The 13048-nt window shown below is 68.9% G+C and carries 11 protein-coding genes; 7 read left to right on the top strand and 4 right to left on the bottom strand.

Translation table 11 applies throughout. The annotated features are described in order from the left end of the window. Positions 1 to 27 precede the first annotated feature (27 nt). From NYF13_RS32950 to NYF13_RS32940, 3 genes are all read left to right on the top strand, one after another. Positions 28 to 987 carry an electron transfer flavoprotein subunit alpha/FixB family protein gene (locus NYF13_RS32950; protein WP_315661832.1) on the top strand — a complete coding sequence of 320 codons (960 nt, stop codon included), beginning with the start codon at positions 28 to 30 and terminating at the stop codon, positions 985 to 987. Positions 988 to 1139: 152 nt separating this feature from the next. Continuing rightward, complete coding sequence (locus tag NYF13_RS32945) at positions 1140 to 1922, top strand: GNAT family N-acyltransferase (protein ID WP_315661831.1); 783 nt, start codon at positions 1140 to 1142, stop codon at positions 1920 to 1922. Then, positions 1919 to 2857 carry a lysophospholipid acyltransferase family protein gene (locus NYF13_RS32940; protein WP_315661830.1) on the top strand — a complete coding sequence of 313 codons (939 nt, stop codon included), beginning with the start codon at positions 1919 to 1921 and terminating at the stop codon, positions 2855 to 2857. The genes NYF13_RS32945 and NYF13_RS32940 overlap by 4 nt, the downstream gene beginning before the upstream one ends. Before the next feature lie 208 nt (positions 2858 to 3065). On the opposite strand, the gene NYF13_RS32935 is transcribed toward NYF13_RS32940, so the two are convergent. Next, positions 3066 to 3968, bottom strand: coding sequence for an NADP-dependent oxidoreductase (locus NYF13_RS32935; protein WP_315661829.1), 903 nt, complete (start codon positions 3966 to 3968; stop codon positions 3066 to 3068). A 152-nt stretch (positions 3969 to 4120) separates the two neighbouring features. On the opposite strand from NYF13_RS32935, the gene NYF13_RS32930 reads away from it, so the two are divergent. From NYF13_RS32930 to mnmA, 4 genes are all read left to right on the top strand, one after another. Continuing rightward, entirely contained in the window at positions 4121 to 5407 is a 1287-nt protein-coding gene (locus tag NYF13_RS32930; RefSeq protein ID WP_315661828.1) for a helix-turn-helix transcriptional regulator, read from the top strand. 467 nt (positions 5408 to 5874) lie between these two features. Continuing rightward, complete coding sequence (locus NYF13_RS32925) at positions 5875 to 7239, top strand: MFS transporter (protein ID WP_315661827.1); 1365 nt, start codon at positions 5875 to 5877, stop codon at positions 7237 to 7239. 64 nt (positions 7240 to 7303) lie between these two features. After that, positions 7304 to 8500: a cysteine desulfurase family protein gene (locus tag NYF13_RS32920; RefSeq protein WP_315661826.1), complete on the top strand. Its 1197-nt coding sequence runs from the start codon at positions 7304 to 7306 to the stop codon at positions 8498 to 8500. Positions 8501 to 8503: 3 nt separating this feature from the next. Beyond that, positions 8504 to 9595 (top strand): tRNA 2-thiouridine(34) synthase MnmA, encoded by a 1092-nt coding sequence (mnmA, locus tag NYF13_RS32915; RefSeq protein ID WP_315661825.1) that lies wholly within the window; start codon positions 8504 to 8506, stop codon positions 9593 to 9595. Between the two features lie 8 nt (positions 9596 to 9603). On the opposite strand, the gene NYF13_RS32910 is transcribed toward mnmA, so the two are convergent. The 3 genes from NYF13_RS32910 to NYF13_RS32900 form a co-directional block, all read right to left on the bottom strand. Then, positions 9604 to 10881, bottom strand: coding sequence for a DUF222 domain-containing protein (locus tag NYF13_RS32910; protein ID WP_315661824.1), 1278 nt, complete (start codon positions 10879 to 10881; stop codon positions 9604 to 9606). A gap of 140 nt (positions 10882 to 11021) precedes the next feature. Beyond that, a complete protein-coding gene (locus NYF13_RS32905) occupies positions 11022 to 11486 on the bottom strand; it encodes a GNAT family N-acetyltransferase (RefSeq protein WP_315661823.1) in 465 nt (154 codons plus the stop codon). A 430-nt stretch (positions 11487 to 11916) separates the two neighbouring features. Then, positions 11917 to 12960, bottom strand: a complete 1044-nt coding sequence (locus NYF13_RS32900) for an MBL fold metallo-hydrolase (protein ID WP_315661822.1) — start codon at positions 12958 to 12960, stop codon at positions 11917 to 11919. Between the last annotated feature and the right edge of the window lie 88 nt (positions 12961 to 13048).

Genomic DNA, 13048 nt, shown 5'->3' with positions numbered 1-13048 from the left:
CCACGGTTTCCGAGGAGGATCGCAGAAATGGCTGAAGTACTCGTCCTCGTCGACCACGTCGACGGCGATGTCAAGAAGGTCACGCTCGAACTGCTGACCGCGGCCCGCGCGCTGGGTGAGCCCTCCGCCGTGGTGGTGGGCCCGACCGGCACCGCGGCCAAGGCCAAGACCGCGCTCGCGGGCCACGGCGCCGCGAAGGTGTACGTCGCCGAGGGCGACGCCGCCACCGGCTTCCTGGTGACGCCGAAGGTGGACGTGCTGGCGAAGCTCGCCGAGCAGGTCTCGCCGGCGGCCGTGCTCGTCGCGGCCAGCGCCGAGGGCAAGGAGGTGGCCGCTCGCGTCGCCGTCCGGCTCGGCTCCGGCCTGCTCTACGACGCCGTGGGCGTGAACGCCGACGGCTCCGTGGACCAGTCCATCTTCGGTGGCGCGTTCTCGGTGAAGTCCAAGTCCGCCAAGGGTTCCCCGGTGATCTCGGTGCGCCCCGGCGCGGTCGAGGCCGAGTCGGCCGAGGGTGCGGCGGCGGAAGAGACCGTGGAGATCCCCGAGCAGGACGCGGCGAAGTCGGCCAAGGTGACCGGCATCGAGCCGATCGTCGGCGGCGACCGGCCCGAGCTGACCGAGGCGTCGATCGTCGTCTCCGGTGGTCGTGGCGTCGGTTCGGCGGAGAAGTTCGACGTCGTGGAGAAGCTGGCCGACTCGCTCGGCGCGGCCGTCGGCGCCTCGCGCGCGGCGGTCGACTCCGGCTACTACCCGGCGCAGTTCCAGGTGGGCCAGACCGGCAAGACCGTGTCGCCGCAGCTGTACATCGCGCTCGGCATCTCCGGCGCGATCCAGCACCGCGCCGGCATGCAGACGTCCAAGACGATCATCGCCGTCAACAAGGACGCCGAAGCCCCGATCTTCGAGATCGCCGACTTCGGCATCGTGGGCGACCTGTTCAACGTCTCGCCGCAGCTGACCGAGGCGGTCGACAAGCGCAAGGGCTGACGTTCTTCCCGCTCCGAAGGCCGCCAGGGTCCGCCCTGGCGGCCTTCGGCGTTCACCCGCCGGGTGGGAAAACCCTCAATTAACTCAACGTGCACTGATCGGTCACTGATTCGCTCTCTCCGCGGTTTCCGGGCGGCGGGTACACCTTGACCATGACGTCGTCACAGCTCCTCGTCAGCACTGATCGGGCCGGTGCCGAGCTTCCGGCCGACGCGCCGCGCTACTCCCTCCTCGTCGCCCACGAAAACCAGGAAGTGGTCGCCGCGCAGAAGTTGCGGTACCAGGTCTTCGCCGAGGAAATGGGCGCCCAGCTCAACTCCCCGAGGCCCGGTCTCGATGTCGACCACTTCGACGAGTTCTGCGACCACCTCGTGGTGCGTGACGACCGGAACGGCGAGATCGTCGGCTGCTACCGGATGCTGCCGCCGGAGCGCGCCGTGCAGGCCGGAAGCCTCTACTCCGACGGCGAATTCGACCTGACCGCGCTCACCGGCCTGCGCCCGTCGCTCGTCGAGACCGGCCGCTCCTGCGTGCACCCGGACCACCGCAGCGGCGCCGTCGTCGGCCTGGTGTGGGCCGGCATCGCGCGCTACATGCTGCTTTCGGGGCACCGGTACCTCGCCGGTTGCGCCTCCGTCCCGCTGAGCGGCAACGGAAGTCACGCCGCGGGGGTGTGGGATCTGGTGCGCGCCAAGCACTATTCGGACGAGGCCACTCGCGTGTCCCCGCTGCGCCCGTGGCCGGTGGAGGGTGTCCTGCGCCCGGACCGCGCGGTGCTGCCGCCGTTGATCAAGGGCTACCTGCGGCTGGGCGCGAAGGTCTGCGGCCCGCCCGCGCTCGACGCCGACTTCGGCGTCGCGGACTTCTTCGTGCTGCTCGACCTGCACCAGATGGACGAGCGGTACCTCAAGTTCTTCCTTGGGGCCCAGTCGTGAGCCACGCCTGGATGCCGACGTCGCCGTGCGGCGACGGCTGCCTGACCGAGGACGGCCCGACGGTCGCCTTCCCGCGCCGCGTGCTGCGGTTCGGCTGCGCGATCTTCGTCGTGCTGGCGGCCCTGCTGACGGCGCCGCTGCTGCTCGTGCTGCGCGGGCGCGGCCGGGAACGCTTGGTGCGCACCATCTTCCGGTCCGTGCTGCGGTCTTTCGGGGTGAAGCTGAGGGTGCGCGGCGGGGCCGACTTCCTCGCCGCGCCCGCGGGCCGGGGCGCGCTGGTGGTCAACAACCACATCTCGTGGCTGGACATCGTCGCGATCAACGCCCTGCGTCCGATGCGCGCCCTGGCGAAGATCGAGATCGGCACCTGGCCGGTGCTGGGCCCGCTGGTCCGCCGGGGCGGCAGCATCTTCCTGGACCGCAACCGCCTGCGGACCCTGACCGCCACGATGGCGGAACTCGCCGGCGCCCTGCGTTCCGGCTCGCTCGTCAACGTCACCCCGGAAGGCACCACCTGGTGCGGCCTGGCCTCCGGCCGCTTCACCACGGCCACCTTCCAGGCCGCCATCGACGGCGGCGTGCCCGTCCGCCCGATCGCCCTGCGCTACCGCCTGGCGGACGGCCGCGAGACCAGCCGCCCGGCGTTCGTCGGCCCGGAGTCGCTCGTGGCGTCGCTGCGCCGAGTGGCCGCGCTGCGGGGACTGGTCCTGGAGGTCCGCATCTGCCCGGAAATCGCCCCTGGCCGGGCCGAGGACCGCCGTTCGCTCGCCGAGCTGGCGGAGGCTTCGGTGCACTCGGCCCTCGGCACGGTTCGCATTCCGTCCCAGCGTCGCCGCCGGACGGCGACACCCGGCTCGGCTGCCGGTCGCACGGTTGCGCTGAAAGTTTCCGCCGCCGCTGAGCCGGTCTCCACGGCTGCGTCGGTGACCCCCTAGCCGGCTCCGTCCGGCCTGGTGAACCTGCTCGGCAGGACTCGCGTCCTCCGAACTGCGGACTGTCCTGCGGTTCGACTGCCGGCGTGCCTACTTCTCCTGCGCGCCCTGTCCCGCCGCGCCTGACGCAACCCTGCACGGGCGATGGCTGCCGGCGCCGCCCGGCCGACTCCTCGTTCGGCCGGGCAAACCGGTACTGACCTGGGCGTGGTCAGGAAACGGCGAGGGTGATCTTCCCGCCCGGGTGCCCGTTCTGACTTTCGCGCAGGGCGTCGGCCGCGTCGGCCAGCGGGTAGCTCTTCCCCTGGGCGATCTTCAGACCCCGCTGGACGTGCTCCTGGATCTTGGCCAGCGCGTCCGTGCGCGGTCCGTCGCCGCCGGCGGAGAACGTCAGGCCGAGCTGGAACGCGGCCGCGTCCGCGATGGTCACCACCCGCTCCTGGGAGCCGACCAGCTCGACGGAGGCCGGCAGCACGCCGTGGCCGGAAGCGTCGAAGACGGCGTCGATGGCCCGGTCCGTCGCCTCGCGGACGCGCTCGGGCCAGCCCTCGCCGTAGAGGACCGGGATCGCGCCGAGCGCCTTGACCTCGTCGAGGCTGCGCTGGCCGGCGGTGCCAAGCACGGTTGCGCCGAGGGAGACGGCCGCCTGCGTGGCGAAACGTCCGACGGCGCCGCTCGCACCGTGGATCAGGAGCACCTCCCCGGACTTGACGCCGAGCAGGTCGAGCACCCGCAACGCAGTCTCGCCGGCCACCGGCAACGCGGCGGCGTCCGCCCAGGAAAGGCCCGATGGCTTGTGCGCGACCTCCTCGGCCAGCACGTACTCGGCGTACGCGCCGGTGGCCGCCCAGCCGAAGACCTCGTCGCCGACCGCGAAGGACGCGCCGTCACCGACCGCGTCGACGACTCCCGCCACCTCCAGGCCCGGGATCTGCTCACCGTCGGGCTTCTCGTCCTCGCTCATGCCGCCGCTGAGGATCTTCCAGTCGATGGGGTTCACGCCGACCGCGCGGACGGCGACGCGGACCTGGCCGGGGCCCGGCTCGGGCGTCGGCACTTCGCTCAGCCGCAGGACTTCCGGTCCGCCGTACTCGGTGAAGGTGATGGCTTGCATGGGTTCGTGTTCTCCTTCGGTTCAGGACGCTTCGATCGAACGTCCTGCCTGGAGTCAACTGTTCCTCACCCCCGTCCGAACCGCTCGGACGAGCAGGGTTCACTAGCCGGACGGGTAGCCGGGAGGACCCCGTCCGGTCCTACTGTGAACGCATGGACGAATCCTGGTCCGATCCGGCCCACGTGCTGGACGTCGTCACGCGCCTGATCACGGCACCCCGGCCCGAGTTGCTGCCGCGGTTCTCGCGCGAGCTCGCGGCCGTGCTGCCGCACCGGGCGGCGGCCATGCAGACCGGCGACTGCACGCGCAGCCCGTTCAAGGTCACCGGCGATACGACCATCACCGACGCCGTCACCAGCGTTGAGCTGGAGCACCTCGCCGACCTGGGCGTCGCGGGTGAGGCAGTGGTCGTCGAAGGTGTGCTGGCCGGGGTCGAGCGGACGCTCGTCCTGCTGACCTCGCGGCCGGTCGTCGGCAACGGGGCGGTGCTGGTGGTGGTCCCGGAGGGTGACGTCAGACCGGCCCGCGACCTCGGTCTGGCCGCCCGGCTGTGGGACTTGTCCAGCACGGATGCCGGCCAGCGGGCGGCCGACCCGGGTCCGGAGGTGCTCGCCACCAATCTCGCCGCGTCGGCTGCCCGTGCCCAGACCGTGACGGACCTCGGTCAAACCCACGCGGCGACGCTCGTCGCGCTGCTTTCAGTGCTCCGCTCCGGTCGGCTCGGCGACCGCGCCGCCCGTCAGACGGCAACCGACCTGGCCGCTCGCGCGCTGGTCGATCTGCGCGCGGTGACGAAGCGCGACCAAACGCTGTCGGCCGAGTCCGCTCGCGCCGCCTTCGCGGTGCTGTCGGAGCAACTCGCGCCCATCGTCGGCCACGCCGACGTCGCCGTCGACCTGGTCGAACCGAGCGAGGACCGCCGGCTGCCGCAGGACATCGCGCACACCGCCCGCACGGTGACGCGTGGCCTGGTCATCGCCGCGCTCGACCGCCCCGGCACGACGCGCGTCCGAGCCTCCTGGCGCTTCGACGGCCCAGCCCTCCGCATCACCGTCCGCGACGACAGCCCGGACGTCCCCGACGTCGTGGTCGACCCCGGCCTCACCGAGCGCATCACCCCCCTCAACGGCCACTGGGAGGTCGACACGGTCCCGGGCTGGGGTGCGACGATCACCGCCGTCCTGCCGCTGACCAGCGCCGAACCGCCGGAGCTGCGTCCGCTGGACCGGCTTAACCCGCGTGAGCTGGAAGTGCTCGCGGGCATCTCGGAGGGCCTGCGCAACCGCCAGATCGCGGACCGCCTGCAGCTCAGCGAGCACACGGTGAAGTTCCACGTCCGCAACCTGCTGGAGAAACTGAAGGTCACCTCGCGCGGCCAGGCCGCCGCCCTCGCCCACGACCTGCGACTGGAACCGGTCGCGGTGCACCGAACGGCGTGAGCCCGCCTCGGCCCGCAAGCCCTCGCTCTCCATCCAGTTTCGGACGCGCCGCCCACACTCGTTGCTGCCGGTCTCGCCATTCGGCTCATGCCCGACCTTCGGCCCCGTTTCATCCAGTCCTGTCCCGGCGCTTCGTCTGGTCGTCGCACGGCGAATCCCCTCGCATCAGTTCTGACCTGCGCCGCCCGGCTGAAGAGGCGCGTTCCGGCCACGGCGCGAGCCCCGTTGCCCGCCACAGGCGAACCCCGCGTTCTCCCCCTTTGCTCGCGTCCACACCCCCTTGGTCGCCTCGCTCACCTCGTCTGCTGACCCCTCCACGCATTCCATCCGCCTGGCTCACCCGGCCGAAACTCGCCCATCCCGGCTCCTGCGCGGATCGCGCCTGGCGCCAAGAGACCCCACCCGGCGCCAAGAGACCCCACCCGGCATTTGACCTTCACCGCACTGGAGGTTGCAGGCTGACGGTCGTGCCCCGGACGACCACCGCCTCGCCCCGAAGCAGCGTCCTGTGGAGCTGCGAACACCGGCTCACCACGATCGGCCTGCTACTGGTGGTCACCCTGGTCGCGTTCGAGAACATGGGCGTGGCCGCCGCGATGCCGACCCTCGTCGCGGACCTGCACGGCCTCGCGCTCTACTCCTGGCCGTTCACCACGTCCCTGATCGCCAGTGTGGTGGGCACAGTCCTGTCCGGTCGCCTGGGCGACCGCCGCGGCCCGGGTCCCGCCCTGATCGCCGGCCCGGTGCTCTTCGCCACCGGCTTGCTCGTCGCCGGCACGGCCACCGGTATGCCCGCGTTGCTGGCCGGCCGCGCCCTGCAAGGTCTCGGGTCCGGATTCCTGCTGGTCGCGGTGGCGCTGCTGATCGCCGCGACGTTCACCGACCGTGAACGACCGGTGATCTACGCCGCCAACGCCGCGGCTTGGGTCCTGCCCGCCGTGACCGGCCCGGCCGTGGCGGGCCTGATCACCGTCAGCATCGGCTGGCGATGGGTGTTCCTCGGCCTGATCCCGCTGGTCGCAATCGGGGTGGCGCTGCTCATTGTCGTGGCTCGTCGCCTGCCCGCGCACGTACCGACGGCCACCGCCCGACGCGCCGGGGTGATTCCCGCCGTGGTCGCGGCGCTGGCCGTGGCCGCCCTGAGCTGGGCGGCTCAGCATCCGTCACCGGCTGCCATCACCTACGGCGCCGTCGGCCTGGTCGCCTTGGCGGCCGCGTTGAAGAAGCTCCTCCCCGTCGGAACGTTGACTGCTCGTCCGGGTCTACCGACCGTCATCGCCTCCCGGGCCCTGCTTTCCGGGGCCTACGCAGGCATGGAGTCCTACCTGCCCCTCACCATGAGCACCGTCCACGGCTACGGACCCGCTCTGGCCGGCCTTCCGCTGACGATCACCGCGCTGGGCTGGGCGGCGGGTTCGGCGTTGCAGGGCCGATTCCTCGACTGGTCCCGCGAAGCTTCCTTGCGCACCGGCTTCGCCCTGGTCGCCGTGGGTCTGGCCGGCTTCGCGCTGGTCTCGCAGCCCTGGTCCCCGGCCTGGCTCGCGTTCGTCGTCTGCGCGGTCGGCGGGGCGGGCATGGGTCTCGCGATGCCGGCCATCTCGGTCCTGCTGCTCAGGTACTCGCCCGAGGGTGAACGCGGTTTCACCACCTCGGCCCTGCAGCTCGCGGACTGGGTCGGCTCGGCCCTCCTGATCGGCCTCGGCGGAGTGCTCCTCGCCGTGGTCGCGTCGGCCGTCCACCCCTCCACGGCGATGACGATCTTCGGCGCGGCTCTCGTCCTGCTCGCCGCACTGGGTGTCCGCCTGACCAGCCGCTGGCCGCAGAAGGTGTGACAGGCCACTTCGGTGACCAGGGTGGGCTTCGTCACCGGCTGGAGCGGACTACGCTGGGAAAGCGATGACCTATCTCGACCATGCGGCAACCACCCCGATGTTGCCCGAAGCCGTGGCGGCGATGACCGAGGCACTGTCCACCGTGGGCAATGCCTCCGCCTTGCATTCCTCCGGACGGCGAGCGCGCCGGGTGGTCGAGGAGTCCCGAGAACTGATCGCGGCGGCCCTGGGCGCTCGCCCCTCCGAGGTGATCTTCACCGCCGGTGGCACGGAGAGTGACAACCTGGCGGTCAAGGGCATCTTCTGGGCCCGCCACAACGAGCAGCCCGAGCGCCGCCGCATTCTGTGCGGTGCCGTCGAGCACCACGCTGTCCTGGACACCGTCGAATGGCTCGAAGCCGAGTGCGGCGCCGAGATCACCTGGCTCGAGGTCGACGACCAGGGTCGGGTCTCGCCGGACACCCTCCGCGCCGCCATCGAGTCGGCACCCGAGACCGTCGCCCTGGCCACGGTGATGTGGGCGAACAATGAGGTCGGCACCATCAACCCCATCGCCGAACTGGCCGGCGTGTGCTCGGAGTTCGACATCCCGCTGCACACCGATGCAGTCCAGGCGGTCGGCGCCACCCCCGTCGACTTCGCGGCCAGCGGAACAGCGGCGCTGACCCTCACCGGCCACAAACTCGGCGGTCCGTACGGCGTCGGCGCGCTTCTGCTCGGCCGCGACACCGCCTGCGTCCCGGTCCTGCACGGCGGGGGCCAGGAGCGCAGCGTCCGCTCCGGCACTTTGGACGTCCCGGCGATCGTCAGCTTCGCCGTAGCGGTCCGAGCGAGCGTCGAGGCCCGCGAAGAGTACGCGGCCAGGGTCGAAAAGCTCCGTGATGAGCTGATCGAAGCTGTCCTCCGCGAGGTGCCGGACGCCATCCTCAACGGCGGTTCCGGTCCCCGGTTGCCCGGCCACGCCCATTTCACCTTCCCCGGCTCGGCTGGCGACAGCCTTCTGATGCTGCTGGACGCCAAGGGAATCGAGTGCTCCACCGGTTCCGCGTGCACCGCCGGCGTCGCCCAGCCCAGCCACGTTCTGCTGGCCATGGGCGCCGACGCAGCCGCCGCGCGGGGCTCCCTCCGATTTTCGCTTGGCCACACATCGACACTTGACGATGTGACGTCACTCGCGCGTGAGATCGGCGGGGTCGTCGCCCGAGCCCGGCAGGCGGGACTCGCCGGCATGCGCAAGCAGACCCAGAAGCAAGAGGTGTAAGCAATGCGGGTACTGGCCGCGATGAGCGGAGGAGTGGATTCGGCCGTCGCCGCCGCGCGTGCGGTCGACGCCGGCCACGACGTCGTTGGCGTGCACCTGGCCCTGTCCGCCAAACCTGGCACCCTGAGGACCGGTTCGCGCGGGTGCTGCACCGTCGAGGATTCGCACGACGCTCGTCGAGCCGCCGACATCATGGGCATCCCCTTCTACATCTGGGACTTCGCCGAGCGCTTCACCGAAGAGGTTGTCGAGACCTTCGTCGGCGAGTACGCCGCCGGCCGCACCCCGAACCCGTGCGTCACCTGCAACGAAAAGATCAAGTTCGAGGCCCTGCTGGAGAAAGCGATGGCGCTCGGCTTCGATGCTGTAGCGACTGGCCACTACGCCCGACTCGCCGTGGTCGACGGCGAGCCGCAGCTTCGCCGCAGCGCGGACGAGGGCAAAGACCAGTCCTATGTGCTGGCTTCACTGACCCCGGAGCAGCTCAGCCACGCCATGTTTCCGCTCGGGAACTCCTGGAAGTCCGAGGTGCGAGCAGAAGCTGAGCAGCGCGGGCTTTCCGTTGCGAATAAGCCGGACAGTCACGACATTTGCTTCATCCCCGACGGCGATACACAGAAGTTCCTGGAGAATCGACTCGGTCAGCGGCCCGGAGAATTGGTCGACGCGGACACCGGTGCTGTGCTCGGGCAGCACACCGGTGTCCATGGGTTCACGGTTGGACAGCGCAAGGGGCTGGGCATCGAGGCTCCGGCCTCTGACGGCCGGCCGCGGTATGTCCTCTCGTTAGAGCCGGTTTCGGGCACGGTAAAGGTCGGCTCGTCGACTGGGCTCGGTATCGATGTAATCGAAGCCGACCGGGCGATCTGGCCCAGTGGACAGGCCATCGACGGTCCGACCGAGTGCGTTGTTCAGGTGCGCGCGCACGGCGGCATCGCCGAAGCAATCGCCGAGTCTGACCGTGAGCGAGTCAGCATCCGACTGCGCGAGCCATTACGCGGTGTCGCGCCAGGGCAGGTTGTCGTGCTTTATCGGCCGGACGACCAGCTCGGTGACCTCGTGCTGGGTAGCGCCAAGATTTCCAGTACGCGTTGATCGGCCAATCAGGCGCCCAGCCTCGTCTCGCCGAGCTCGTCGGAACTGGGACGCTGCTCGTGCAGCGGAGATGGGATGCTTTCGATAGAGTGGCCGGTCGGTGTAGTGACTACGAGCTTTCCGTCGGCGCGCACGCGGTAGTCCCAATCGACCCGGTCCTTGAGGTGCCTGTGTCGGAGGCAGTAACTCAATATGCTGTCGGTATCCGAAGCTGATTTGGCGGATTCCACCGCGGTGCTTTCCGTCACGCATGACTGCGCCGGCCTTGAGCAGCCGGGGTGACGGCATTCGCGGTCTCGAATTCTTGCGAACTCGTCGACATCGGCACTTGGGCGGTAGCGAAACCTGCCGACTTCGATGACTTGCCCGTTGAGGGGGTCGGTGATCAGCCGTCTCAGCGTCGTGTTCGGCCCAGCCGCGATGTGGCGAGCGACCTCGGCTGGGACGTGGCCGTGACCAGTCAGCTCGACAGGGTTGCTGTTGAGGCCCAGGTAGGTCTGCAGATCGACGTACAGATAGGCTTCCGTGCTTTCGCTGGTGCCGCCCTTGGCGGTGAGCAGTAGGTCGAGTGCGACGTCCGTGCGGATCTGGTCGAGAGTACGTTTCTCGTTACCGGTCTGGAGGGAGCGCGCGATCTTGTCGATACGCAGGTAGGCGGCGTTGACCTTTTCCGCCGGAGCAGCGTCGACGGACAGGGTCGCGACGCCGTCGTCCTGCTGGTGAAGCGAGACTTTGCGTTCGCTCCGCCTCCGCATAGCGCGGTTCGCTGCACCTTCTGGGTCGGCTTTCATGGCGGCGTAAACGGTCGCCTTGCGGATCTGCGTGGGGTTCTTGTCGGAAATTCTTTTCTCGAGGACGATGTCGACGAGCCGGGCATTGTGGTCGGTCAACCACAGTGTGCCGTCGGTGACCTTCATGGCGCGATAGAGGTCTAGTGACCCATTGTCCATCAGGCGGAGCGTACGTGGAAGGCGGTTGGTCAGGGCTTCTGCGGCGGAGATCATCGCGCCTGCCCGGTTGTCGGTGATGCACAGGACCAGCGCTAGCTCGGCGGCGAGCTCGCGGCGGTCCGATCTTCGCTTTCGCAGGCCGGCCACGCAGTGGAGCTGTAGCGCCTGAAGGCGTGCTATTTCTGAGCTCGCGCTTCTGGTGATCTGCATGAGCTGGTCCGGGTGCAGTTGCTCGAACATCTCAAGGTTGGTTTGCATCGCGCGTAGCAGGAAAGTGGGGTCGATTCTTTCGGTGGGCTGTTCAGTGCTGGCCTTCGGTGGCTCCGAGTGGTTCATGGTGGCGACCATACGCACGGCACGACGACTTGGCACGAAAAACATGGTGCGAAAGGTCCCCTCGTGACACTTGCTTGTCGTTGTCCGGGGTTTGTGGCGCGGGGGACCGTCGAAACCTGGCCAAATATGTCCTAAGTGGACTATAGAGAGGACTGGAGGTTGAGCTTGAAGCCCGTGTGGCTGGCGACGAAGCCGAGGCGTTCGTAGAACTTGTGCGCCTCGGTGCGTCTCTTGTCGGAGGTAAGTTGGACGAGCTCGCAGTCGCGACGTTTGGCTTCCTCGATGGCCCATCGCATCAGGTGGCCGCCCAGGCCGGTGCTTCGGTGATCGCGGTGGACACGGACGGCCTCGACCTGTCCGCGGAGGGCGCCGCTTCGAGTGAGACCGGGGATGATCGAGAGTTGCAGGGTCCCGACCGGTTCATCGTCCAGGGCCGCGACCATCAGCAGTTGGTTAGGATCCGCGGTGATGGCGTCGAAGGCTTGCAAGTACAGGTCGAGGTTGTCGGTCGAATCCCTGGTGGCGCCGATCTGGTCGTCGGCGAGCATTCGGACGATTGCCTCAACGTCGTCGCGCCGGGCTCTCCTGATTTCGATGTCGGGCATGGGATCAGTATTCCATCGATCGAGTGAACCGTTCGCGGGCGAGATCGTTGGGATGAGGGCGGCAATATACGAATCAGGGTGACGCGGCGGAGTCCCCGGTACATTCGCCGGTGGGCGCAGTGGGTTGCTCGGTCGATCTCTCACGTGAAGACTCGTAGTCGTCCAGTGGCGACCGCCTCTCAGCCCGTATGACCGCGCCTGGTGCCTTCTCGGGTCGCGAAGAGCTGGTCGGACTGCGGTGAGTGGGGCCTTAGGTGGCCATCGTGGATGGCGAACGGCTCCTGGCGAGCATCCAGGAACCGCCGCTGGGGATTCAGTGTTGTCTGAATGGAGTTGATCCGGATATCGCTGCGGTGCCGACTGGCGGATGTCGTCCAACGTCGGCGGTGCTCGCAGTGGCCGCGGGTCCGATTGGCTGAGCCCGCGTGATTTACACGGTCTTGTAGTGGCGAATCCCGTCGACCTGCTGGGCGACAAGCTTGTTCTGCGAGACGAGCAGGTCAAGGTGGGCGCCAGTCTCCAGGACGGCCAGCATTTGGTTGAAGGCGTCCATTTCGGACAACTTGCGGCCTCGCCGCGTCCAGCCCAGTCGGTTCGCAGTGTCGTACGCGGTGGTGGCCCCGGCCTCCACCTGGGCAGCCATGGTCTCAAGGCGCCGCCGGTGGTGTTCGAGGAGTTCGTCGATGCGGCTGTGCACGCTGTCGGTGACCGGGCCGTGGGCGGGCAGCAGACGCCGGTCGGGCAACGCGCGGACGAGTTTCAGCGAGTTGAGGTAGTCGTTCAAGGGCAGCTCGGCGGGGACGGGCTGGAAACCGATGGACGGGGTGATGTGGGGGAGGACGTGGTCACCCGAGAACAGCAGGCCGGCGGCACCATCGACGAAGATCATGTGACCGCTGGTGTGGCCGGGGGTGTGGATGACCTCAAGCTGGCGGTCCGGCAGCACGGAACGGCGGCCGGGGGTCAGCCACTCGTCGGGGCTTTCCCACAGGTGGGCCTCGGTGTGGCGTGGTGAGTGACCGAACAGTTGCCCGAGAGCGGTCACGACGGTGTCGGCCCCGCTGCTGCGAAGAAGCTCGATCTGGGCCTGCATCGGGAACTCGTCCGGGTTGGCCGAAGCCTTCAGCGACGGTTCCTCCAGCTGGCCCAGGGAGATCTTGGTGCCGAACTCCCGCCGCAGTGCCACGGCCTGGGTGTAGTGGTCGCGGTGGACATGGGTGATCAGGAACTCGCGCACGTCGCCGAGTTCGGCGCCGATTGCCTTGAGCGCATCGGTGAGCAGCTGGCGGGCTTCGGGGAGGGACCAGCCGGAGTCGATCAGGACGAAGTTGGTTTCATCGGTGACGGCGTAGACGTTGACCGCGCGGAGCGCGTCGTTCGGTAACGGCAACGGGATGCGGTAGACACCGGCGGCCACCTCGTAGACGCCGGGCTCAGTCCAGTTCCGGCTGCTGTCTTCGGGCAATGGCTCCACGGCGACCTCCGTCCGGACAGGACTCCGCTGTCCTGGCCTTTTCCTCACATTGGGCCGTTACCGCCCCCGTGTCCACCTGGTCGGAATG

Source organism: Amycolatopsis sp. PS_44_ISF1, from assembly GCF_032335455.1.
GTDB lineage: Bacteria > Actinomycetota > Actinomycetes > Mycobacteriales > Pseudonocardiaceae > Amycolatopsis.
Note: the sequence above shows the minus strand (reverse complement) of the source record. Positions and strands in the feature narration are given on the sequence as shown.

Coding starts and splice junctions, on each gene's coding strand:
- NYF13_RS32950 (WP_315661832.1), top strand. CDS start 28: ATGGCTGAAGTACTCGTCCTCGTCGACCACGTCGACGGCGATGTCAAG.
- NYF13_RS32945 (WP_315661831.1), top strand. CDS start 1,140: ATGACGTCGTCACAGCTCCTCGTCAGCACTGATCGGGCCGGTGCCGAG.
- NYF13_RS32935 (WP_315661829.1), bottom strand. CDS start 3,968: ATGCAAGCCATCACCTTCACCGAGTACGGCGGACCGGAAGTCCTGCGG.
- NYF13_RS32930 (WP_315661828.1), top strand. CDS start 4,121: ATGGACGAATCCTGGTCCGATCCGGCCCACGTGCTGGACGTCGTCACG.
- NYF13_RS32920 (WP_315661826.1), top strand. CDS start 7,304: ATGACCTATCTCGACCATGCGGCAACCACCCCGATGTTGCCCGAAGCC.
- mnmA (WP_315661825.1), top strand. CDS start 8,504: ATGCGGGTACTGGCCGCGATGAGCGGAGGAGTGGATTCGGCCGTCGCC.
- NYF13_RS32910 (WP_315661824.1), bottom strand. CDS start 10,881: ATGAACCACTCGGAGCCACCGAAGGCCAGCACTGAACAGCCCACCGAA.
- NYF13_RS32905 (WP_315661823.1), bottom strand. CDS start 11,486: ATGCCCGACATCGAAATCAGGAGAGCCCGGCGCGACGACGTTGAGGCA.